The sequence below is a fragment of the Paenibacillus sp. B-A-8 genome (genome assembly GCF_048572915.1).
GTDB lineage: Bacteria > Bacillota > Bacilli > Paenibacillales > Paenibacillaceae > Paenibacillus_AQ.
The window spans coordinates 6599253-6622082 of sequence record NZ_CP183882.1; the positions used below are offsets into that span (position 1 = coordinate 6599253).

General features: G+C 47.6%; 20 protein-coding genes. 8 read left to right on the top strand and 12 right to left on the bottom strand.

All coding sequences use genetic code 11. From position 1 onward, the window contains the following. Positions 1 to 20 precede the first annotated feature (20 nt). The 4 genes from ACN6MV_RS29780 to ACN6MV_RS29795 all read left to right on the top strand — a co-directional run bounded on the left by ACN6MV_RS29780 (position 21) and on the right by ACN6MV_RS29795 (position 3372). The gene (locus tag ACN6MV_RS29780) at positions 21 to 644 is read left to right on the top strand and encodes an acetate uptake transporter (RefSeq protein ID WP_042131454.1); all 624 of its coding nucleotides are present in this window, start codon (positions 21 to 23) and stop codon (positions 642 to 644) included. Positions 645 to 698: 54 nt separating this feature from the next. Continuing rightward, on the top strand, positions 699 to 1016 hold the full coding sequence (locus ACN6MV_RS29785; protein WP_042131455.1) for a hypothetical protein: 318 nt from the start codon (positions 699 to 701) through the stop codon (positions 1014 to 1016). A 243-nt stretch (positions 1017 to 1259) separates the two neighbouring features. After that, positions 1260 to 1736: a DsrE/DsrF/DrsH-like family protein gene (locus tag ACN6MV_RS29790; RefSeq protein WP_042131456.1), complete on the top strand. Its 477-nt coding sequence runs from the start codon at positions 1260 to 1262 to the stop codon at positions 1734 to 1736. A gap of 124 nt (positions 1737 to 1860) precedes the next feature. Further along, positions 1861 to 3372, top strand: coding sequence for an aminotransferase class V-fold PLP-dependent enzyme (locus ACN6MV_RS29795; protein WP_419885405.1), 1512 nt, complete (start codon positions 1861 to 1863; stop codon positions 3370 to 3372). An 8-nt stretch (positions 3373 to 3380) separates the two neighbouring features. Here the strand turns inward: ACN6MV_RS29795 and ACN6MV_RS29800 are convergent, their stop codons facing one another. Both ACN6MV_RS29800 and ACN6MV_RS29805 read right to left on the bottom strand, forming a co-directional pair. Continuing rightward, on the bottom strand, positions 3381 to 4295 hold the full coding sequence (locus tag ACN6MV_RS29800; protein ID WP_419886837.1) for an aldo/keto reductase: 915 nt from the start codon (positions 4293 to 4295) through the stop codon (positions 3381 to 3383). Between the two features lie 44 nt (positions 4296 to 4339). After that, positions 4340 to 4957 carry a TVP38/TMEM64 family protein gene (locus ACN6MV_RS29805; protein ID WP_419885406.1) on the bottom strand — a complete coding sequence of 206 codons (618 nt, stop codon included), beginning with the start codon at positions 4955 to 4957 and terminating at the stop codon, positions 4340 to 4342. Positions 4958 to 5139: 182 nt separating this feature from the next. Here ACN6MV_RS29805 and ACN6MV_RS29810 point away from each other — a divergent pair, with 182 nt between their 5' ends. Then, on the top strand, positions 5140 to 5664 hold the full coding sequence (locus ACN6MV_RS29810; RefSeq protein ID WP_042131462.1) for a GNAT family N-acetyltransferase: 525 nt from the start codon (positions 5140 to 5142) through the stop codon (positions 5662 to 5664). 284 nt (positions 5665 to 5948) lie between these two features. On the opposite strand, the gene ACN6MV_RS29815 is transcribed toward ACN6MV_RS29810, so the two are convergent. Genes ACN6MV_RS29815 through ACN6MV_RS29830 form a run of 4 tightly spaced genes read right to left on the bottom strand, consistent with a single transcriptional unit; the run spans position 5949 to position 10356 of the window. Next, entirely contained in the window at positions 5949 to 6200 is a 252-nt protein-coding gene (locus ACN6MV_RS29815) for a hypothetical protein (RefSeq protein WP_076120218.1), read from the bottom strand. After that, the gene (gene hydA / locus ACN6MV_RS29820; RefSeq protein ID WP_339288462.1) at positions 6200 to 7627 is read right to left on the bottom strand and encodes a dihydropyrimidinase; all 1428 of its coding nucleotides are present in this window, start codon (positions 7625 to 7627) and stop codon (positions 6200 to 6202) included. The genes ACN6MV_RS29815 and hydA overlap by 1 nt, the downstream gene beginning before the upstream one ends. 2 nt (positions 7628 to 7629) lie before the next feature. Then, positions 7630 to 8919, bottom strand: a complete 1290-nt coding sequence (gene preA, locus ACN6MV_RS29825; RefSeq protein ID WP_419885407.1) for an NAD-dependent dihydropyrimidine dehydrogenase subunit PreA — start codon at positions 8917 to 8919, stop codon at positions 7630 to 7632. 45 nt (positions 8920 to 8964) lie between these two features. Next, positions 8965 to 10356 carry an NAD(P)-dependent oxidoreductase gene (locus ACN6MV_RS29830; RefSeq protein ID WP_042131466.1) on the bottom strand — a complete coding sequence of 464 codons (1392 nt, stop codon included), beginning with the start codon at positions 10354 to 10356 and terminating at the stop codon, positions 8965 to 8967. A 316-nt stretch (positions 10357 to 10672) separates the two neighbouring features. Here ACN6MV_RS29830 and ACN6MV_RS29835 point away from each other — a divergent pair, with 316 nt between their 5' ends. After that, positions 10673 to 12361, top strand: a complete 1689-nt coding sequence (locus ACN6MV_RS29835) for a PucR family transcriptional regulator (RefSeq protein WP_419885408.1) — start codon at positions 10673 to 10675, stop codon at positions 12359 to 12361. Here the strand turns inward: ACN6MV_RS29835 and ACN6MV_RS29840 are convergent. The 6 genes from ACN6MV_RS29840 to ACN6MV_RS29865 all read right to left on the bottom strand — a co-directional run bounded on the left by ACN6MV_RS29840 (position 12327) and on the right by ACN6MV_RS29865 (position 19151). Then, complete coding sequence (locus tag ACN6MV_RS29840) at positions 12327 to 13694, bottom strand: aspartate aminotransferase family protein (RefSeq protein ID WP_419885409.1); 1368 nt, start codon at positions 13692 to 13694, stop codon at positions 12327 to 12329. The genes ACN6MV_RS29835 and ACN6MV_RS29840 overlap by 35 nt on opposite strands. Positions 13695 to 13724: 30 nt before the next feature. Then, positions 13725 to 15188 (bottom strand): CoA-acylating methylmalonate-semialdehyde dehydrogenase, encoded by a 1464-nt coding sequence (locus tag ACN6MV_RS29845; RefSeq protein WP_375104268.1) that lies wholly within the window; start codon positions 15186 to 15188, stop codon positions 13725 to 13727. A gap of 105 nt (positions 15189 to 15293) precedes the next feature. Beyond that, positions 15294 to 16394 carry an ABC transporter substrate-binding protein gene (locus tag ACN6MV_RS29850; protein ID WP_375104269.1) on the bottom strand — a complete coding sequence of 367 codons (1101 nt, stop codon included), beginning with the start codon at positions 16392 to 16394 and terminating at the stop codon, positions 15294 to 15296. Positions 16395 to 16636: 242 nt separating this feature from the next. Then, the gene (locus ACN6MV_RS29855; RefSeq protein WP_419885410.1) at positions 16637 to 17554 is read right to left on the bottom strand and encodes an ABC transporter permease; all 918 of its coding nucleotides are present in this window, start codon (positions 17552 to 17554) and stop codon (positions 16637 to 16639) included. Next, positions 17554 to 18366, bottom strand: coding sequence for an ABC transporter permease (locus ACN6MV_RS29860; protein ID WP_419885411.1), 813 nt, complete (start codon positions 18364 to 18366; stop codon positions 17554 to 17556). The genes ACN6MV_RS29855 and ACN6MV_RS29860 overlap by 1 nt, the downstream gene beginning before the upstream one ends. A 2-nt stretch (positions 18367 to 18368) precedes the next feature. Further along, entirely contained in the window at positions 18369 to 19151 is a 783-nt protein-coding gene (locus tag ACN6MV_RS29865) for an ABC transporter ATP-binding protein (protein WP_339288475.1), read from the bottom strand. A 281-nt stretch (positions 19152 to 19432) separates the two neighbouring features. On the opposite strand from ACN6MV_RS29865, the gene ACN6MV_RS29870 reads away from it, so the two are divergent. Continuing rightward, positions 19433 to 21025: a histidine kinase N-terminal 7TM domain-containing protein gene (locus tag ACN6MV_RS29870; RefSeq protein ID WP_419885412.1), complete on the top strand. Its 1593-nt coding sequence runs from the start codon at positions 19433 to 19435 to the stop codon at positions 21023 to 21025. Positions 21026 to 21164: 139 nt separating this feature from the next. Further along, entirely contained in the window at positions 21165 to 22637 is a 1473-nt protein-coding gene (locus ACN6MV_RS29875) for an alpha-amylase (RefSeq protein ID WP_419886838.1), read from the top strand. Positions 22638 to 22830: the final 193 nt, after the last annotated feature.

Sequence of the window (22830 nt, forward strand, 5' to 3'; positions counted from 1 at the left end):
TAATGGAGGCTTTTACTGTCATGTCAGCGCAATCCCCTAACACCCAATCTGTCAAAATCGTCACCGCAGACCCTAGCGCCATCGGGCTTTTCGGACTGGCTATTGTCACATTGGTTGCTTCTTCACAGAAGCTTGAACTTACAACAGGACTTAGCTACGTCATTCCTTGGGCTATCTTCCTGGGAGCATTCGCTCAACTATTTGCCGCAATTCAAGATGCTAAGCACAACAACACCTTTGGTATGACCGCTTTTGGCGCCTACGCTTTCTTTTGGTTCGGCATGGCTAGCAGCTGGCTAATCAAGCTCGGCGTATTCGGCCCAACGCTTGCAGAGGCTGTAGATCCTAAGCAGCTCGGATTTGTATTTCTGGGTTACTTGATCTTCACGATCTTTATGACCATTGGCGCGGTTGAGGCTAATAGAGTTTTGCTTATCATTTTTGTATTGATAGATTTCCTCTTTCTTGGACTCACTTTTGATTCCTTCGGCATTGCTCCTGAGTTCTTCCATAAGCTTGCTGCTTGTGCCGAACTTGGAATTGGTGTCGTGTCCTTATACGGATGTGGCGCTTCTGTGCTAAACGCTCATTTTGGACGCACTTTCTTACCGATCGGAGCTCCGCTAGGTATCTTCAAGAAATAGTAATTCACCTTTTTTGAACCCTAACTTTTGCAAGCCGAAAGGATGCCTGAGACCATGCATGTCCTATCCTCTTCTGAATTAGCCGTAACCGCTATATTTGCGCTTATTCTCGCAGTTATTGCCTATTTAATCATTCGGAATATCCCAAAGATGACTGGAGATATTGCGGCTTTTCGCAAAAGAACAATGGTCTGGACCCAGGTTTCGCTTGTACTAACGGTACTTCAGCTGAACTTCAAAGCAGGCGACTGGCGATTCTCTATCGTGCTTGGACTCATCGTATTATTTACCGGAAGCATTTGGCTTTCCGCCCGTTACCATGATATCCGCAGCACTCTAGATCCGGAAACTAAAGATTCTGAAGTACATTAGTAGAAGCTAAGGCAACAGAATAAAGGTGATGAAGCTCCCGTAAGGGGGCTTTTTTTTGTGAATTCGGAAGGTCGCTTCGCATACTTCTCCCCACCATAACCATACTAATGACATTCCAAGCTATAACGCCTTCGGCGTCCTCTTAAGGACGGTAAGCGTTTATGCGAGAATTATAAGAAAACCGTATATCGTGAAACTTATACTTTCTTATAATTCAAAATAAGTAACGGGAGGACTATGCAGGTGAGTAAAAAAATCAATCTGCTGATGTTTAGCGGAGAGTATGACAAAGCCATGGCGGGACTGATCCTAGCGAATGCCGCGCGAGATATTGATGTCGAGGTTACCATGTTTTTCTCTTTCTGGGGCCTGTTTCTGGTGCGTGATCCGGAAAAAATGACACTCGAGGATAAGAGTATTTATGAGAAGCTGATGGATGTTATTACGCCAAAGGGACCCGGACAGCTACCTCTCTCTCATTTGAACTTCAGCGGGCTGGGCCGAATGATGTTAGAAGAAATGATGGAGGAGCAAGGCGCGCCGAAGTTGATTCATTTTCTGAAAGGGGCTCGTAAAAAAAACATTAAATTCTATGCCTGCAAGCTCTCCGTCGAGATCATGGGCTTTAAAACAGAGGAACTGCTGCCCGAGGTAGAGATTATCGATGCTGCGGCGTATTTAAAAGATGCACTAGAAAGCGACGTCCAATTATTTATTTAAATGATACCACTAGGCTTTAACCCAATTCTCCAAGCAAGCATATACTGGTGCCATAGAAACTACTGGTACGCCGAAAACACACTATAACTTTAGAATAGACGGTGTACGGGCTGGAGGGAAATCCGTGCTAAACATCATCCACGACTCTTCTGCAGAGACGCCCGCTTCACTACAAAACCATTTCGAGACTTTTCGCGAGCACACCATTGGAATTCGGCATCAGATCACCACACCCTATGGTAGACAGCCACTGCTGTATGCCGATTGGACAGCAAGCGGACGTTTATATGAACCGATCGAACGGAAGCTGCAGGAAGCCTTCGGTCCATATGTCAGCAATCCGCATACAGACTCCAACACCACCGGATTAACCATGACACTGGCTTATCATGAAGCACGACAAATCATCAAAAGGCATGTAAATGCCGGCCCTCAGGACGTCCTGCTCTTCTGCGGAAATGGAACAACGGGAGCTGTAAACAAGCTGCAGCGTATCATGGGCTTAAGACTCCCTGAATGGCTCCAGGATTATGGTACCCATTCGATGGAGGAGCGTCCTGTGATCTTCACCAGCCATATGGAGCATCATTCCAATATTCTTCCCTGGCAGGAGGGAGTTGGTGACGTTGTGACTGTTCCTCCCGGAGAGGACGGGAATGTAGATCTTCAGCAGCTTGAAGCGCAGTTAAAGTTATATCAGCATCGCCACTGGAAAATCGGTTCATTTACGGCTTGCTCCAATGTGACCGGAATTCAGACTCCCTACCAGAAGCTTGCCGCGATGATGCACCGTCACGGAGGCCTGTGTTTTGTAGATTTTGCCGCTAGCGCTCCCTATGAGCCTATCGATATGCATCCGGTCTCACCACTGGAGAAGCTGGATGCGATCTTTTTTTCTCCGCATAAATTTCTGGGTGGACCGGGCACGAACGGAGTTCTAATCTTTGATGAAGCACTAAGTAATGGGCGTATTCCTGACGAACCGGGTGGAGGTACAGTGGCTTGGGTCAATCCTTGGGGAGGACGCCGTTACACCAATGAAATTGAGATGCGGGAAGACGGGGGAACGCCGGGGTTTCTGCAAGCCTTTCGAACGGCATTATGTGTGAAACTGAAGGACCAAATGAATGGAAACGGTCATTATATGGCGATTAGAGAGCACGAGCTGTGCCAGCAATTAATGAACGGACTCCGCTGCATACCCGAGTGCTCTTTACTGGCTGGGCATCATACAGAACGCCATGGGATTGTCTCTTTTACACTACGTGATATCCATTATAACTTAGCAGTCCAACTACTGAATGATCGCTTCGGTATACAAGCCCGGGGTGGTTGCTCTTGTGCAGGTCCTTATGGGCATTACCTTCTTGAATTAGGGTGGGTGCAATCTGCTCAAATCGCTGAAGCAATTACCGTAGGAGACCAGTCGCTTAGACCGGGTTGGATCCGCATCTCTCTACACCCCATTATGACGAATCAGGAGGTAGAGAGAATTGTATCCGCTATACGAAATATCGTGATCCATATCCAGCAATGGAAGCAGGATTATCTTTATGATGCTTCAACGAACAGCTGGACTCATATCTACAATGAGGATCCCGCTGAAGCGAAGGTCAAAGCGCTTTTTTCGGTGTAGTTTCCAGCTTATTGCGCAGTATCCTTCACCATGTCCAGATCAGCAGCACTGGCGTTGGAAATAACCTGTTCTACATTCTTACAACCTGGAATCACACTGGTTACTGCGGGATGCTGAAGGCACCACGCCAAAGCCCACTGCGCCATATCGAGACCCGAAGGCACTTCGTTGGCAGCAATTTCAGCTACAGCCCGCAGCTGCTTTTGTCTTACATCCTCTTTATGGTTAGCACGCACATCACCCTGACTGAACACCGCATCCGGCTTGTACTTGCCACTTAAATAACCACTCGCTAACGGAACACGCGCCAACACACCTAATTGATTCTCGATGCAGAGTGGAAGAATCTCTTCCTCCGGTTGACGATCCAGCCGATTATATACTACTTGTATGGCCTCTGCCTGCACATCCGCTGCCGCAGAGGTCTGATGTACACCCGAGCCCGATGCGCTGATCGAGACACCAAGGTGACGGATTTTGCCTGCCTGCTTCTGTCTGTCGAGCATACTCCACAGCTTGTCATTATCGAATTGCTCATCGGTTCCGGAATGGAATTGATAGAGGTCGATATACTCGGTCTGGAGTGCACGCAGTGAATCATCCAGCTGCTTCAGCACATCCTCAGCACGCCATAGCTGTTCCCGCTGCAAATGACCCTGAAAATGATGCCCGAACTTCGTAGCCACAATCCAGTCCTCACGCTTCCGGCGAGCCAGATAGCCCCCGATGAACTTCTCAGACAAATGATCTCCATAACACTCTGCCGTATCAATCAGATTAATGCCCAGTTCTCCAGCCTTATCCAGCATAGCGTCAACTTCCACTTGAGTGAAATCCTTGCCCCATTCTCCACCGAACTGCCAAGTACCCAAGCCGATCACCGATACATTCATCCCTGTACTGCCAAGTTTACGATATTTCATCATCATTTCCTCCTTTGTTCTATCAAAATAATTCATTCACAGGACTAAGCGACCTTATTTCCATCTTGCACCGTTCTAGCGAATCGCGCCTCAATAGCTTTAACTCCCCATAACGACAGTCCAATAAACACTAAGACATAGATGATCTCCCATGGTTGGCGAATGAAGCGTTCCAAGTCATTGCCAATGTATGAAACCGCAAATACCATGATTGCTTTGCCCACAGTCAGTGCAAGGAGGTATGAGCGAAATCTCATCCCAGCAAGACCAGCAGCCATATTAATTACAACGAAGGGCCCTACCGGGAATATACTAAGCAGAAACACATAACTGAATCCGCTTTGCCGCACCCATGTCATACTTTTGGCTACCTTTGGCCGTTTTGCCCATTTTCGCAGATACCGATGCGAAGCTACTTTGCGAATAATCCAAAATGTTGTCACACAGCCCGCAACCAAACCGAGCCAAGAATACAAAAAACCTAACCATAAACCATATACAGCCCCGTTTAATCCTACGATTGCAATAGTTGGTAGTGGTGGTATAAATGATTTCATAAACGTTAATGCGATGCCCGGAAAGGGCCCAAACGAACGATATTGTTCAAGCAGATGCCGCAGATTATCCTCTGTCAGCCAAGATATAATATCAAGATAGTACATAACCAGCTGATCTCCTCATCCGATTGGAATTCTTAACACCTGGTCTCAATTATACACGAAGTTTCGATCATTCCTACAGCCCTTCCAATATAAAGAAAACAAGCTAGAACTACATGAATGACAGCAAGCTAATCATCCGTTACCATAGATAGAAAATACATATGAGACAGGGGCGCATGGTTATGATTCTCCATTCAGAAGCCTTGGATCTACAACGCACCACTAAGCAGGATTTAGCGTTCGTTCTAGCCATTGAACAAAGTGAACTAAACCGCGTCTACATCGGTCAATGGAGTAAGGAGGAGCACACTACAGCTCTCCAAGATCCAGATATTCTACACCTTACAATTTGGGACAGCACAGGGAAAAGAGTCGGCTATATGATCGTAACAGGGCTTCAAGACACCCATCTTACCGTTTGCATTAAAAGAATAGTCATCCATTCCAAGGGGTTTGGGTATGGCAAGTTGTCGCTTCGTCTCGTGACCGACTGGATCTTTCGCAGCACTGAAACGCATCGTCTATGGTTAGATGTTAGAGACCACAACACCAGGGCACGGCATGTCTATGAAAGCTGCGGCTTTACACTGGAAGGCACTCTACGTGATTGCATAAAAGTAGGTGAACGCTTTGAATCTCTGCATATCATGTCCATATTACGGCATGAGTATATAGCGCGTACAGAGCGTGAGCAGAAGGATAAATAGATTAGGGAAACCCTCCCTAATTATTGGTCTTTTAAACGATAAAAATTGCACTTTGGGGAAAACTCCCCTAATTTTTAGCGGTTTGGAATAAAATCGGCCTTATTTTAGTGATTTTTAAGGAGATTTTCCCTAAAACATCTGTTCGAGGCCGTAATCGGTTAATTTTGGGGAGAATTTCCCTAAAAAGTATATTACGAGCCGCGAAGCAGCTACGGACGCACAAAAAGCCGAGCACCAAGCCTCCTGATCTAGAAGCTTACTACTCGGCTTTCAATTCATTCACCTCAAACCTCTCCACTGTAACAATTGGCCTGCTCACCAGCCGCCATCAAACCCGCAACCACAACGGTGGTCACATACTTACGGGCATCTGCCGTCAGCAACAATAGCTCTATCGAGCTCTTGGCCGGTTCCCCTCTAACAAACTTTATTCGAGCGCCGTCCAAGTCCTCTTGGATACTGGCAATTGTATATCCTTTAAAGAGCAGCCCGTCGATCTCTTGCTGTTCTTTGGCATATTCCGCATAGGCAGACATTAGACTACACCTCCGCTAATTTCCGCCTTAGACGGAAGAGCGGCCTCCGCTGCAAAACGCTTGCGTTTTAAATATTTTCCCGAACCGGCCTTGCCGACAAATTGCTTATCTCGAATTACAAACTCACCTCGACTGAGGACGGAAACAGGCTCTCCCTTTACATCAAAGCCCTCAAACGCATTATAATCGACGTTCATATGATGCGTGTCCGCAGAAAGTGTTCTTTCTACAGAAGGATCAAAAATAACCAAGTCAGCATCGCTACCTACCGCTACTGTGCCTTTTTGCGGATACAATCCAAACAGTTTGGCACTGGAGGTCGAAATGATGTCTACGAATTTGTTCAACGAGATCCGGCCTTTCTGCACCCCTTCCGAATATAGAATTGTAAACCGATCCTCGATGGTCGGTCCACCGTTCGGGATTTTGGAGAAATCACCAAGTCCCAGATCCTTTTGTCCTTTGAAATCAAAGGAGCACTGATCCGAGCCAATCGTCTGCAAGCTGCCGCTCCACAGCGCATCCCATAGCACATCCTGATTCCACTGCTCACGCAGCGGCGGAGACCACACGTATTTGGCGCCTTCGAAATTAGGCTTTTCCAGCGCCGTCTGATCCAGCACTAAATACTGTGGACAAGTCTCGCCGTAGACACGCAGTCCCTTTTTACGCGCTTCAGCAATCTTCCAAGCGGCTTCCGCACAGGTCACATGTACAACATACAGCTGTGAATCCGTCAGTTCGGTTAAATAAGCCGCGCGTCCTGTAGCTTCACCTTCCAGCTCCGGCGGGCGGGTCAGCGCATGAAAGATCGGGTCGGTATTGCCAGCGGCTAAAGCCTGCTCCACCAGGTATTCAATGACATCCCCGTTCTCCGCATGCACCATCACAAGCGCACCTTCTTTTTTCGCGGCTTGCAGCGTCTTAAAAAGTGTGCCGTCATCTGCCTGAAAAGTATTCTTATATGCCATAAATACCTTGAGTGAGGTAATGCCTTCATTCTCAATAATCTCCGGAAGCTCGCCCAGTACTTTATCGTTTAATTCCGAAACCATAAGGTGGAAGCTATAATCAATAACCGCTTTATCCTGCGACTTATGATGCCATGTATCTACGGCTTGCTGTAGCGGTTGTCCTTTGGTCGTTAAGCAAAAATCAATAACTGTAGTCGTTCCCCCATATGCAGCCGCAATGGTTCCCGTCTCGAAATCATCCGCTGTAACTGTACCGCCAAAAGGCATATCCAAATGTGTATGCGGATCAATACCGCCAGGAAATACATAACACCCAGAGGCATCTATAATCTCCGCACCTGGAGACTCCAAATGGAGACCAATCGCTGTAATAACACCATTTTCAATAGCCACATCGCCTGTATAAGTATCTGCTGCGGTAACGATGATTCCATTCTTAATAATTTTCTTCATCCTTACACCACCTCCGCTTCCGAATAGGAGCCGTTCAAACTACTGATCACTTTCTGGCGTTCATTCCAGGTCAAAGGCGCAGCTCCAGTGTCCACTGGAACCATATCAATCGCCCCGTCTGCTGGACAGACAATAGAACAAAGATTACAGCCTACACAGTCTTCCTCACGCACCTGTAGAATAGCTTTCCCATCTGCATTCGTTAACATATCAATACATTGATGTGAAGCATCCTCGCAGGCAATATGGCATTTATTACAGTTAATACAATTCTCTTCATTAATGCGTGCAACGACCTTATAATTGAGATCCAGATCTCCCCAGTTGGAGTATCTAGATACCGATTTTCCGATTAGCTCTGTTACGGAAGCCAACCCTTTGTCATCTAAATAGTTGTTCAGCCCATCGATCATTTCTTCCACAATCCGGAAGCCATGATGCATGACCGCTGTACACACTTGAATGCCCGTAGCGCCCATTAGCATAAATTCAACAACATCCTGCCAGGTCGAAATCCCTCCAATACCGGAGATAGGAATGCCTACTCCCCGGTCACGGGCACACTCGGCCACCATACTAAGCGCAATTGGCTTCACAGCCGGACCGCAATAGCCGCCATGCGCACCCTGGCCCCCAACGTTCGGAATCGTATTCCAGCTATGAATATCTACCCCTGCAAGACTGTTGATGGTGTTGATCATACTAATCGCATCTGCCCCACCCTTAACCGCATGACGGGCAACGACAGTGATATCCGTAATGTTGGGCGTCAGCTTCACAATCACCGGAGTGGTCGCCACTTCTTTTACCCAAGTGGTCTGCGCCTGTACCAGATCAGGCTGCTGCCCCGAAGCCGCGCCCATCCCACGCTCAGCCATCCCGTGTGGACAACCAAAGTTAAGCTCCAGACCGTCTACGCCGACATCTTCTACCCGCTTAACAATCTCATGCCACTTATGCTGCGAAGGTTCTACCATCAGGGAGGCAATAATAGCGTGATTCGGAAATCTCTTCTTCGTTTCATAAATTTCCTTCAGATTGACCTCAAGCGGACGGTCGGTGATCAATTCGATATTATTAAAGCCCGCAACACGTTGCCCGTTGAAATTCACTGCCGCAAAACGCGATGAGGTATTAATAATCGGATCACCGAGCGTCTTCCACACTGCCCCGCCCCAACCTGCTTCGAAGGCCCTTTGCACTTGATAGCCTGTATTCGTAGGCGGCGCAGAGGCCAGCCAGAACGGATTGGGTGATTGGATTCCTGCGAGATTAATACTTAAATCTGCCATTGATGTTCCCTCCCTGTCTTGTAAAATCCAATTTGATTTCTAAGCTCAACCCGCAGATCTAACGACAACCTCCTGCTGGCCTGAGAACTGTTTCACAATTGCATAGGCTGCGTCCTTCCCCTGCTGCGCTGCAGATACCACCATCGCCTCACCTTTACCTGAGCCAAATATGATATCTCCAGCGGCATAAATTTGCGGATCGGAGGTTTGGCAAGTAGCCTCATCTACCCTCACAACGCCGCGGTCATGCACAAGGCCTAAGGAATCTATTAGATCCAGGCGACGCTTTTGACCAATAGCAATTACAACCGCATCAACAGGAATCAAGAATTCAGAACCCGCTATAGGGATAGGCACTGGACGTCCATCCTTGCCTAGCTCATCCGTCAGCTTCATCTGCACACATTCCAGTGCGGTTACATTCCCAAGCTCATCCCCCACGATACGTTTTGGTAAGGTAAGCCAACTAAACTCCACACCTTCTTGTTTCGCGAATTCATATTCAAAGTCGTAAGCCGTAATCTCTTCACGAGTCCGGCGGTAGACCATTTTTACATTAGCGGCTCCAAGTCGTACTGAGCATGTAGCTGCATCAATAGCTGTATTGCCTGCACCAATGACAGCAACCCGCTGACCCATCAGCTCTAGCAGAGGGATGCCGGTCTTAGTCGATTCTACAAGTGCAATGGCATCATATACGCCAGCCAATTTTTCACCTTCAATCCCTATCGGAGGTACATAACCCATACCCGCTGCCAAAACGATGGCATCATAGTTCGACTTCAACTCTTCTACAGAGACATCTACTCCAACTTTTACACCTGTACGTATTTCCACACCCAGCTTCTCTACCTGCTCCACTTCCCAGAGCGATATAGCCTGCGGAAGCCGAAATGACACAATCCCATGCGTATCCAATCCACCTGCCAGCTCTTTCGCCTCGTAAATCACTACAGCACAACCTTCACGAGCGAGCTCCCTAGCCGCTGACAATCCGGCAGGACCACCGCCGATTACAGCTACCTTTTTTCCATTAGGAATACCTGCTTTAAATAATTGAACTCCGCTATTCATCGCCCAATCTGTCGCATAACGCTGCAACAGTCCAATTTGGATCGGTGCCGAAGCATCATTTAACACACAAGCTCCTTCGCACAGTTCATCCGTAGGACAAACACGAGCACAGCTGGCACCCACAGGATTGGAATCCATAATCGTCTGTGCTGAGCCCTTCAAATTGTCAGTAGCGATCCGTTTAATAAAAGAGGGAATATTAATACTGGTCGGACAAGCTTTTATACAAGGGGCATCGTAGCAATATAGACAGCGATTGGCCTCATCCATGGCACCCTTATGGGTCAGAGGCGGCTCAGCCTCGGCGAAATTGCGCATGAACATATCAGGTGTAAATGCTGTTAACGGAGAAGAATGCTCCATCACTAGTCCCTCCTTATGGATATTTTTTCTTATTTGTGTTATATAATATAACATTAATTCAACTTTTGTCTGAATATTTTACTTACATCCTAGAATTAATGTAGTAATATAAGCATTAACAGAAAAAAACCTTCACTTTCTCCCTGATCGAGTTATATATACTAACATCCGTTAATCAAACTATAGTCATTTCGAATTTTTGTTGCATTAGACACTTTGTCTAATTTCAAAACCGTATTTTTTACGTGTGAGAACAGGCTGAGAATAGCAAGACCTAAACAGAGGGTGGCGCACAGAACCGCGAGGGGGAATAACTATGGATTGGGAGCTTGTATTAACCATTCGTGACGCTTTAAAAAGACCACTATTCACAGAAGCCGAAGTCATCGGCGGTAAGAGCGGCTTAAGCCGTGCGATTCGTTGGGTACATGTACTGGAAAGTGCCAATTTCGATACCCTGATTCATGGAGAAGAAATGATTTTGACTACGGGGATTGGTGCAAGTGTCGATCTGTCCTCCTCCTTGGAATTTATGCAGAATTTAATTGATAAGAATGCAGCTTGCCTATGTATTGAACTAGGTACTTACTTCAGCACCATCCCGCAAGAAATGAGCGACTTAGCCAACACAAATGACTTCCCGCTGATCATTTTCACCCGAACGGTCCGCTTCGTAGATATCACTCTGGACCTCCACTCCATCATCATCAATCGGCATCACCGGATGCTGCAAGAACTCGAAAGCATCTCTCGTGAATTCCATCGGCTGACATTGACCTCACAAGGAACAGTGAAGGTACTGCAATTATTATGCAAAAGCACCCGCACACAAATCGTCTATATGCAGCTGCAAGGCAAGCCCTTATTCTTCCCGGCGCTTTCTCCCGAAGAGCAAGCACCTCTGCTGGATTTCTTCACCGCCTTCGGTGACGAGCTGGAAGGCATTCAACCAGACACCGCTCCTTACACCCGAGAATACGGGCAAAAGACGATCGCCGTTAAGCCTGTGGGCGCGCTTGATCAGACCTGGGCTTACATCCTGATGGTATGCAATCACAAGCCACAGGAATTTGACTGCCTGCTGCTGGATTCCGCCTCTCTGTCCATCGCTCAGGAGCTGCTGCGTACTCGGTATATGGAGGAGCGTAAGCTTTTTTCAGAAAATCTATGGGTCGACGAGCTGATTAACGGACGTATAGAGGATGATAACCGCCTAAAGGGACTGATCGGAACGAGCTTCAACGTAGTCAATGAGCTCCCTTACCGTGTATGCCTTATCGAGATCAAAAACCCCAGAGACGTAAAATGGAACAGCTCAGAGAACGAATGGGAATCCATCACCTTCCACCTTTCACTCATCCTGCGTTCCATTTTCGAAAAATATTCCCTGCGTCCGCTGATCACACTCAAGAACAATCGCCTCACCGTCATCGCACTCGACATTCAATCAAAAATGCCCGGAAAAATGCGACTTCAACAAGCTCTCGAATCCCTTCAACATATCCGCTCCGACGAGAAGCTGAAGGATTTACAGCTGGTCATCGGAGTCAGCAAATCGCATAAGCGCCTAAAACAAGCCTTTACCGGATATCAAGAAGCGCTGCAGGCTTTGTCGTTATACTCTTGTTACCAAAAGTCACTGCTCTTCTACGAAGAACTTGGCGTATTCCAGCTACTGCTTAGCCTAAATGACGGAAAGACATTACAAAATTTCATCCGCAGCTATCTGGGTCCGCTGATTGACCACGACCAAACTAAGGGCAGTGAACTACTCCTCACTCTGCGTGTGTATCTGGATCATGATGGTTCCAAACAGATTGCCGCGCGAAATTTATTTATCGTCAGGCAGTCACTGTATTATCGTCTCGACAAAATAACTGAGTTGTTAGGGGAGGACTTCATGCAGCCAGAGAACCGAATCTCCATTCAGGTCGCTCTACGCGCCTATCAATTCCTGTACCCGGACAAAATTACTTTGCCCAGCCCCCGTTCAGTACAGATTTAAACGTATCGATAATGAACGCTACATCTTCATCCGTCGAGGATAACGGAGGAGCGAAGGTAAGCACATTATTGAACCCGGCTACTGTATCGCCATTCTTACCGATAATAAGTCCCTTGGATTTGCATTCAGCAATGATGCCTTTAACGATATTCAGCTCAACCGGCTTCTTGCTAATTTTGTCTTCAACCAGTTCAATCCCTGTCACCAAACCAAAACTGCGGACATCACCCACAAGCTTGTGATCCAGCAAATCGCTGAATGCAGCGTTAAGTCTTTTGCCCAAAAGCTCTGCACGCTCCACCAGCATCTCCTGCTCAATAATCTCTAGATTACGAAGCGCCAGTGCACAAGAGGCAGGATTACCACCAAAGGTATTCACATGACGAAAATGACCGTAATCATCACTATTATCTTTGAACGCCTCGTAGATCTCTTTACGCACAGCAGTGGCAGATAAGGGAAGGTAAGCACTAGTCAGCCCCTTAGCCATCGTAACAATGTCCGGCTTCACGTTGTAATTGTGGTGTCCGAATTTCTGTCCGGAACGGCCAAATCCGCATATGACCTCATCGATAATGAGCAGCACTCCATGCTCACGACAAATTTCCCACACTCGATCCAGATAGACCTGATGCGGCACAATTACACCGCCACCAGTAATCACTGGCTCCATGATTACCGCCGCTACTGTCTCCACACCTTCCCAAATAATCATGTCCTCAATGGACTGTGCACACTGGAGGTTAAATTCTTCTACAGACATCCCTGCCGGGCGGCGGTAGCTGTCCGGGGGAGCTACATGTAAGAACCCACCCGTCAGCGGTTCATATTTATATTTGCGCTGCGCCTGACCTGTTGCGGACAACGCGCCAAGCGAACTGCCATGATATCCACGATAACGCGCAATGAATTTATGGCGATAATGCTGGCCGATTTGCTGCTGATATTGGCGGGCCATTTTGAAAGCAGCCTCGTTGGCCTCTGACCCACTATTGGAAAAGAAGATCACGTACTCGTCTCCAAGCCACTCATTTAGCTTCTCCGCCAGCGCAATCGCCGGGAGATGACTTTGTGTCAGAGGAAAATAGGGCAGGGTCAGCAATTGGTTGTATGCAGCTTCTGCCAATTCCTTGCGGCCATACCCAACATTTACGCACCACAGACCAGACATTCCATCCAAAAATCGATTGCCCTGAATATCCGTAATCCATGACCCACTCGCCGAAGCGGCTATCATAGGCGGGTTCTTCTCACTATAAGGTGTAATATTGTGCCACAAATATTTCTGATCCTTGTTCACCGCAAGCTCGCTATCATTCCCCAGACTCTGCATAACTCTTCTCCTCTCAACATTCCATTCTCATTAATAACGGGCAGTAATCATCTTTTTGCGCGTATAGAATTCCACCCCATCACGCCCATTGGCATGCAGGTCTCCATAGAACGATTTCTTATAACCCGAGAAGGGGAAAAAGGCCATCGGCGCAGGCACACCCAGATTGACGCCTAGCATCCCTGCATCAATTTCTTCCCGGAACTCGCGGATCGCTTTTGCACTATCTGTGTAAATACATGCCCCGTTCGCAAACGGAGATAGATTCGTTACTGAAATAGCCTCACTTAGACTCTTTACACGGATCACTGACAATACCGGCGCAAAAATTTCATCCTTCCAGATGGTCATTCCCGGCTGCACATGATCAAATATTGTGGGTCCGATAAAATAACCAGCATCGCCGGTCGCAGCATCTTTCCGCCCATCCCGCACAAGCTCAGCTTGTTCAGCCTCGCCAGTCTCAATATAATGTAGCGTTCGATCCTTATTGGATTGACGGATCACAGGACCTAGAAACACTCCAGCCTCGGCGCCATTGCCGATCTTTAATTCATCCGAAGCTGCCACTAGACGACTAACCAGTTCTTCAGCGATATCCTCATGAACTACCACAACCGAGCAAGCCATACACCGCTCACCTGCAGAACCAAAGGCTGCCGCGATAATATTCTTCACCGCATTATCCAGCTCCGCATCAGGTAGCACAATCGAATGATTCTTGGCTCCAGCCAGTGCCTGCACCCGCTTTCCCTGTGCCGTCCCAGTTTTGTACACATATTCCGCTACCGGCTGGGAACCCACGAACGAAATCCCCTTCACTTCTTCATGCGCCAGCAGCCCGTTCACAACCTCATGCGCCCCATGAACGACATTCAGCACGCCTGGCGGAAAGCCCGCTTCAGCAAACAGTTCAGCTAACCGATTAACCAGCAGCGGCGTACGCTCAGAAGGCTTCAACACAAAGGTATTGCCGCAAGCAATGGCGAGCGGAAACATCCAGCAAGGGACCATCATCGGAAAATTGAAAGGAGCAATCCCACCGATAACGCCTAGCGGATAGCGGTACATCCCGGATTCAATTCCCGTAGCGATATCCGGAAGCTGGCTGCCCATCATCAACGTGGGGATGCCTGCGGCAAATTCCACACATTCAATGCCGCGCTGCACCTCGCCTTGCGCCTCTTCCAGACTCTTGCCGTTCTCCAGCGTAATCAGCTCCGCCAGCTCATTCCAATGTTCTACCAATAGCTGTTGATATTGAAAAAAGTAACGTGCACGACGCGGCACAGCGACTCTTTTCCACGTTTGAAATGCCGTAGCCGCAGCCTCGACCGCCATACTAAGCTCTTCTTTGCTTGATATAGGCACATAGGCAATCACTTCACCAGTCGCGGGATTGTATACCTCTTCTTCCAGTCCGGATAAAGATTCTACCCAAGCTCCATTCACATAATTCTTAACTCTTTCAACCTGCGTTACTAGGAGAGACATAGCTCGCACCTCTTTCTCTGCTTCAGATGCACTGATGGACTGCTGATTACAATAGATGACCGCCAAATCAGGCGGTCATCTACTATAACACTTGAGCTCAACTGGTTATTTTGCTGCCATTTCTACGATTTCGTTCGTGTAAGCTTCATCCACTTTAGCAGGCTCTTTAATGACACCGAACTTCTGCGAAATATCAGCCGTTTGCTGGAATGCAACCGCATCGGTATACCCCATCTTGGAGCTATCGAAGCCCTCAGGGAGAATCAGTTTGGCAACCTCAGTCATCATCGTCAACTGATGTTCCTTCGTTGTACTGCCGTCTTCCGCTTGCTTCATTACACTGTCTACTGCCGCCGCAGGATCGGCAATGGCATCCTTCCAGCCTTTCAATGAGGCACGAACAAACTTCGCCGCAGTCTCTTTGTTCTCCGCAAGCCATTCTTTATTGGCGAACAAGTTATCCTCAAGCATCGCAACACCTTCCGTGTTCATATCGATGACATTCAGATCTTCCGCTTTTATGCCCGACTCCAGCACAACTTGATACTCGTTGTAAGTCATTGCCGAGGCTGCATCGATTTGGTCACCTAAGAACTGATCCATTGTGAACCCTTGCTTCGTAAAGCTTAGATCTTTGTTCGGATCAAACTTGTATTTATCAAATAGGGCCAATAATTCAAATTCGTTCCCCCCCATCCAGTTGCCGACCTTCTTACCCTTAAGATCAGCCGGGGAGTTGATGCCTGCAGATTTCTTGGAGACTAGGACAAGTCCACTCTTTTGGTAGATCTGGGCGATTTGCACGAGTGGCATCCCCTGTTCAAGACTCGGAAGCAAGCTGGCTACCCAGCCAACACCGATATCCGCAGAGCCGCCTGCCACTTGCTGCTCCGGAACAATATCCGGGCCACCAGGCATGATCTCTACATCCAGTCCTTCCTCCTTGTAATATCCTTTATCCTGCGCCACAAAATACCCTGCAAACTGTGCCTGCGGCACCCATTTCAACTGCAATTTCACTGTAACCGGATCAGCCGCCGGTTCGGTAGTTGCACTTGCCTCAGGAGCTGTTGAAGCCTCAGGTGCAGTAGTTGCCTCAGTGGCCGAATTATTATTGTTGCCCCCACACCCTGCCATTAAAGAAACTACCAACATCATCACTACCGCCAACAATCCACCACGAAATTTGCGTTTTTTCCCGTTCATCAATCGAACTCCCCCTACCGTAATTTTGTTTGTAACAAGCATAAACACCTTCGGCGTCCTTACAAGGACGATGAGCGTTTAAGCGAGAAATATAAGGAAGATGTATAGTGTGAAACTTATAGCTCCTTATATCTCAAGACGGCACAGTATGGACAATCATCGTGGTGCGTTTTATGCATACAGCCGTGGGCGGTTTCTCTTTTCCCTTCCCACTAGGACCGGATGTAATGATGTTATAGAGCTCATTTACGTTGCGAAGGATGCCACTTAATGAACACTTTCTCAAGCCGCTCAACCACTAAATAGAAAAGCACGCCGGCAATTGCGGCCAGAACGATACACGACCAGCCCAGCGGCATTTTGGCGACTTTAATGGAATTGGAGAGCAAATACCCAAGCCCTTTGGAGGAGAAAAAGAATTCTCCAACAATCGCCCCAATCATACTAGCCGTTGCGTTGATCTTCAGCGCCGTAAACACATAAGGTAGACTGTTCTGAATCCGCAGATAACGGAACACTGCAGGTTTACCAGCCGCATAGGAATGCATCAGATCCAGCGCCAGCGGATCAATCGCAGCCATGCCCTTATAGGCGTTAATTGCCATCGCAGCCATCGTCGTTGCCGTAACAATGGCAATTCTTGAACCAATCCCATCTCCGAACCAAAGATTCATAATGGGCGCGAGGGCGACGATAGGCACAGCGTTCAGTGCAGCAACTAGCGTTAAGCTTCCACTACCCCAACGCGGCCAAGCTGTAGCTGCTAAAGCAATCAAGAAACCGATAGCTGAACCAACCAACATTCCCAGCACAGCCTCAGCAAGGGTGTATCCGGTATAGGACAACAACAAGCTGAAATTATCCTTCATCGTCTCGGCAATTGCTGTGGGTAGCGGCAGCTGATATTTTTTCAAATCAAAGATCTTATGAAAAAATTCAAACTCCCATAGCCCAAGAAACAACACACCCGCCAATACAGGCAGTAACACCCCTGCACTAAACGCCTTCTTTAGCCCACGCGAGCCACCTTTATGTTTCGCAACCACCATAGGGTGCGCGCTTGTCGCAGCATTTTTCTGTGTAGCCGTTAATGCCGGCTGGGTTATCTCTGTACTAGTAGAGCCAATAAATGAAGCCTCCCGAACGGAGCCCGTTTCCATTAGCGGTCCCCCCCTTTCGGTCGAAATTCAGGTTGCCACGGCGCCACCAAACGCTCGATCAGACTGATCAACCAGTAGCTCACGATTCCAAGCAAGGCGCCTACAATCACCGTAGACCAGAACATGTAGGTATGAGAGCTTCCATAATAGAGATTACGTAGCATAATCACGCCAATGCCATGCTGAGCACCCATAAGCTCCACAAGAATCGCACCCGTAACAGCAAGTGGAGCAGCAATCTTGAGTCCTCCGAACAACCCAGGCAAAGCTGCCGGAAATTTTAGCTTCCAGTACACAGCCCAAGGCTTCGCAGCATAAGAATGCATTAATTCCAGCGCGGAAGGGTCTACACTTCGCAAGCCACGCAGCATATTGAGAGCCACCGGAAAGAATGTAATATAACCCGAGATAATAATCCGCGAAGTCTGCTCATCTCTCACAATCCCATAGATGATCGGTGCCAACCCCAGGATCGGAATCATCTGCGAGGCGATAGCGTAAGGAAATGTTAACTGCTCTATCGTCTTCGATAAGCTCATCAGAACTGCCAGCGAGGCACCAGCCACCGCACCTATCAGGAAGCCAACACCCGCATTTCCAAAGGTGGTAGCCCCCTCCTTCAGAAGTGTGCCACTATACTTCCACAGCGTGGACAGCACCTCATGAACGTAAGGCAACTTGGACTGAGCTAGCGGCGTCTCCACCACATGGAGCAACATCCATGAAGTTCCTTCCCAGACCAGCAGCAAACCAAATATCCAGACAAACAACGGCAGCAGGCGACCTCGTACAAAGATACTGCCCCCTTTCATCCCTACACCCCTTCGAAGCTGTCGCGAATACGCGCGATCAGTTCGAAAAATTCGGGGCTGTTTCTCATTTCCGCTGTACGCGGACGCGGCAGGGGAATATCAACCACGGCGGACAAGCGACCCGGATGTGGGGACAGAACGAACACCCGATCAGAGAGGAATATCGATTCAGGAATACTATGGGTTACGAAGACAATTGTGTTCTGCACCTTGCTCCAGACGGATAACAGCTCTTCGTTCAGACGCTCACGTGTAAACTCATCCAGTGCAGAGAACGGTTCATCCATAAGCAGAATTTCCGGCTCCATCGATAGGGCTCTGGCAATCGCTACACGTTGCTGCATCCCCCCACTAAGCTGCCAAGGGTATTTATCTGCGAAGCTCTGTAAGCCCACTAGGTCAAGAAGCTCTAACGCCTTCTCCTCACGGATCGACTTTTTGACTCCCATCAACTCCAGCGGTAATGTGATGTTATGCTTCACCTTCCGCCAGTCATATAGCACAGGACTTTGAAAAACAATCCCATATTTCTGCGCCAACCTTGCTTCTCTAGCGCTTTTCCCAGCTACTACAATATTCCCACCTGTTGGCGCGATCAGATCGGCCATCAGTCTTAAAAGCGTTGTTTTACCGCATCCGGAAGGTCCGAGCAGTGAGACGAATTCCCCCTTTGCAATATCAAGACTCACCTGATGCAGCGCAAGCACTTCCGCAGCTTCCGTCCTATAACGCATTTCAACATTTTCCAGCTGAATCTCAGGAATATTTGTCGCGAGCAATGACATCCCCAGCCCCCCTTATCAAAATAAGCTATGCACTGAATGTTAATTAACCTTACTCATAACAGAGATTTTTGAGTCTAAATCTTCTCTCACGTAGTATTAACTAACATGTTACACGCTGTTCACTGGACTCACACTAGACAATTAGTAAAATAGCTCCCGCTAAATTACGTCATTTTGTCTAGGGGACATATTTAAAGTTTTGCATTAAAGTGATTTTTAAATATTTGTAGATATGTGGTAATATTTATCCATATCTTTCCTCAGTAGGAGACAATAGACCCATGGGATCTGTAATTTCGAATTATATTGTTATTGTGGCTATATCAGGTGTTCTGAGTGTCTTACTAGCCCTTTTCGCCTATTATAAGAAAACTGATTTCTTAGGAATCAGAGCCTTTGTTATAAGCTCCTGCACTTCCGCGATTTATACCTTCGGCTTCGCGCTAGAGCTGTCGGGAAAAACACTGGAGGAAATGAGTTTTTGGATTAAGGTAGAGTATCTGGGGATGCCTTTTATAGCGCCGGCTAGCCTTATCATGGTAATGCATTTCGTGGGACTGGAAAGTCTATTTAAAAAGGGCATGCGAGCAGCGCTGTATATCATACCGTTCATCACAACACTGATGGTGTGGACCAATGATTATCACCATCTCTTCTATAAGTCCATTTATTTGCGAGACAACACCCCCTCCCCACTCGTTGATGTAGTAATGGGTCCTTGGTATATCGTTCACGGCAGCTTTACCTTTGGCTGTCTACTGGCAGCCATCTGCCTCATGTTATGGCAGTGGAATCGGATGAAACGGGTATACCGCAGACAAATCGTTACCATTCTAATTGGACTAAGCCTCCCAACGTTAGGCTCTTTTTTATATTTGATGGGCCTGACTCCTTACGGCATGGATCCCGTTCCGATCATTATGAGCATCACCTCCACCCTATATATCTGGGCTATCCTATCAAGAGGCATGTTAACAGCCGCACCTATTGCTCGTGAGAATTTGTTCGAAAGTATGCGAGACGGGGTGCTTGTCACCGATCGTTCGGACATGCTCGTCGATTACAATCGCGCAGCCGCGGATATGATAGAAGGACTTAATTCCTCAGCGATTGGCAAACCGCTGGCACAACTGTTTCTCAATGCAGGTAAAGATGCCTTGTCCTATGTTATGGATGCAGAGCCGCTGCTACGCGAAGAACGGGAAGTAGCTTGGAACAAAGGAGACGAGATTTGTTACTATCAAATTCGATCCTCTCCCGTACAGAAACAAGGGGGATACTTAGCAGGACAAATGATCATGCTGATTGACGTAACTGAACGAATACTGCTTCAAGATAAGCTGCGTCAATTGGCAACGATGGACAGTCTGACGGGGATTTATAACCGTACCTATTTTTTGGAGCTGAGTCGAGGGCTTCTAATTCAGTCCGCAAGCGATCGGAGTTCATTATCAATTATTCTGCTGGATGTAGACTTCTTCAAAAGTATTAATGATCGATTCGGACATCAATATGGAGATCAAGCCCTTCAGCACATTGTTGAGGTATGCAGCAGACATCTGCGGGAAGGTGACATCTTCGGCCGTTATGGCGGTGAGGAATTTGTGATCTGTTTGCCAGATACGTCGCTGAAGCAAGCCGCACAACTCTGCGAAACTATCCGCGCAGATATTGAACAAAGTGTCTTGTATACGCTCATCGGGTCCATTAACGTGACTGCCAGCTTCGGAGTAGTAGAAGCCCTAAGTCCTAAAGCCACTCTAGAAGAGCTGCTGTCAGAGGCCGACCATGCCCTGTACAGTGCCAAACGAAACGGGCGTAACGCCGTCCATCTTTCCCAGAGATCAGAAATTACACTTTTCAAACCTATATAAATCGCATCTTTTTACCTCCCCGCCGCATTCATCAGCCTGCCTTATTTTTCATAGTCTGTTTTTAAGTTTAATAAGAGTTATCTGAAAATCTAATCAGAGTGAAGAAAAAATTCGCTTTATGGATATGGAGGCGCAAGAAATAATGAGGAACCATACAATGATGCAATTTTTTGAATGGCATGTTGCTGCGGATGGGAAACACTGGGATCGCCTGAAAGAAACAGCTTCCGCACTAAAAGCCGTAGGCATTGATTCTGTTTGGGTACCTCCTGTGACAAAGGCCGTCTCCGCCGACGATACAGGCTATGGCGTGTATGATCTATACGATCTGGGTGAATATGACCAAAAAGGTACGGTACGCACCAAATATGGCACGAAACAAGCACTAATTGAAGCCATATCGGAATGTCAAAAAAATGGCATTTCCGTGTACGTTGATTTGGTCATGAATCACAAGGCAGGAGCGGACGAAAAGGAAGTCTTCCAGGTGATCGAGGTCGACCCTAATGACCGGATGAAAGAAATCTCCAAGCCTTTCGAGATAGAGGGCTGGACTAAATTCACCTTCCCCGGCCGCGGTGATGAACACTCTTCCTTTAAATGGAATCACAATCATTTTAACGGCACTGACTTTGACGCCAAATCGGGGCGAACAGGTGTATTCCGTATCGTAGGCGAGAATAAAACATGGAACCAGAATGTTGACGACGAGTTCGGCAACTACGATTATCTAATGTTCGCAAATATTGATTACAGTCATCCAGAAGTCAAAAAAGAAATGATCCAATGGGGAAAATGGCTGGTGGACACGCTCCACTGCAGCGGCTTTCGTTTAGATGCCATCAAGCATATCAATCATGAGTTTGTGAAAGAATTCGCGGTCGAAATGTTTAATAAATGTGAGAAGGATTTCTATATCGTGGGTGAATTCTGGAATTCGGATTTAGAATCCTGCCGGCAATTTCTAAATACCGTCGACTATAAGATCGACCTCTTCGATGTCTCCCTTCACTACAAGCTGCATTCAGCTTCCTTGGGGGGGAGAAACTTTGATTTAACCAAAATCCTAGACGACACACTAGTGCAGACCCATCCTACCAATGCCGTAACGTTCGTGGACAATCATGATTCTCAGCCCCATGAGGCTCTCGAATCGTGGGTAGATGATTGGTTCAAGCAAAGTGCTTATGCGCTTATCCTGCTGCGACGCGATGGATATCCTGTGGTCTTTTATGGAGATTATTATGGGATCGAGGGACCTACACCTGTGGCAGGCAAAAAAGCGGCGATTGATCCACTACTATATACCCGCTACCACAAGGCTTACGGTGAACAGAAGGATTATTTCGATCACCCGAACACGATTGGTTGGACCCGCCTCGGTGTGAAGGAGATTGAACACTCTGGATGCGCGGTTGTAATCAGTAACGGTGAGAACGGTCAGAAAAGAATGTTCGTAGGGGAACAACGCGCCGGTGAAGTATGGGTAGACTTTACTCATAATCACAAGGCGACTATAACGATTGAAAAAGAGGGCTGGGCGACCTTCCCGGTCAACGGTGGCAGCGTATCTGTCTGGGCCCTGCCTGATGCAGAAGTCGACGAAAAATAAAGGTTGTGCTGCTCAAAATAGATGAGGCTGCTCTCGAAAGTAGTGAATGCTGCTTACGGGGCAGCCTCATCTATTTTATGGAATAGTCCAAGTAAGGATCTCACTTAGCCATTAAACCTCTTCAGATTGGGTGATGATGGCAGACGATGATGAGGATATGGAGCAGGAATGTGCGTTGGAAATGTGCTGCGGG

Bases quoted from the DNA above. Each gene is read 5' to 3' on its own strand.
- ACN6MV_RS29780 (WP_042131454.1), top strand. From the start codon at position 21: ATGTCAGCGCAATCCCCTAACACCCAATCTGTCAAAATCGTCACCGCA.
- ACN6MV_RS29785 (WP_042131455.1), top strand. From the start codon at position 699: ATGCATGTCCTATCCTCTTCTGAATTAGCCGTAACCGCTATATTTGCG.
- ACN6MV_RS29800 (WP_419886837.1), bottom strand. From the start codon at position 4,295: ATGAAATATCGTAAACTTGGCAGTACAGGGATGAATGTATCGGTGATC.
- ACN6MV_RS29805 (WP_419885406.1), bottom strand. From the start codon at position 4,957: ATGTACTATCTTGATATTATATCTTGGCTGACAGAGGATAATCTGCGG.
- ACN6MV_RS29810 (WP_042131462.1), top strand. From the start codon at position 5,140: ATGATTCTCCATTCAGAAGCCTTGGATCTACAACGCACCACTAAGCAG.
- ACN6MV_RS29815 (WP_076120218.1), bottom strand. From the start codon at position 6,200: ATGTCTGCCTATGCGGAATATGCCAAAGAACAGCAAGAGATCGACGGG.
- hydA (WP_339288462.1), bottom strand. From the start codon at position 7,627: ATGAAGAAAATTATTAAGAATGGAATCATCGTTACCGCAGCAGATACT.
- preA (WP_419885407.1), bottom strand. From the start codon at position 8,919: ATGGCAGATTTAAGTATTAATCTCGCAGGAATCCAATCACCCAATCCG.
- ACN6MV_RS29830 (WP_042131466.1), bottom strand. From the start codon at position 10,356: ATGGAGCATTCTTCTCCGTTAACAGCATTTACACCTGATATGTTCATG.
- ACN6MV_RS29835 (WP_419885408.1), top strand. From the start codon at position 10,673: ATGGATTGGGAGCTTGTATTAACCATTCGTGACGCTTTAAAAAGACCA.
- ACN6MV_RS29840 (WP_419885409.1), bottom strand. From the start codon at position 13,694: ATGCAGAGTCTGGGGAATGATAGCGAGCTTGCGGTGAACAAGGATCAG.
- ACN6MV_RS29845 (WP_375104268.1), bottom strand. From the start codon at position 15,188: ATGTCTCTCCTAGTAACGCAGGTTGAAAGAGTTAAGAATTATGTGAAT.
- ACN6MV_RS29850 (WP_375104269.1), bottom strand. From the start codon at position 16,394: ATGAACGGGAAAAAACGCAAATTTCGTGGTGGATTGTTGGCGGTAGTG.
- ACN6MV_RS29855 (WP_419885410.1), bottom strand. From the start codon at position 17,554: ATGGAAACGGGCTCCGTTCGGGAGGCTTCATTTATTGGCTCTACTAGT.
- ACN6MV_RS29860 (WP_419885411.1), bottom strand. From the start codon at position 18,366: ATGAAAGGGGGCAGTATCTTTGTACGAGGTCGCCTGCTGCCGTTGTTT.
- ACN6MV_RS29865 (WP_339288475.1), bottom strand. From the start codon at position 19,151: ATGTCATTGCTCGCGACAAATATTCCTGAGATTCAGCTGGAAAATGTT.
- ACN6MV_RS29870 (WP_419885412.1), top strand. From the start codon at position 19,433: ATGGGATCTGTAATTTCGAATTATATTGTTATTGTGGCTATATCAGGT.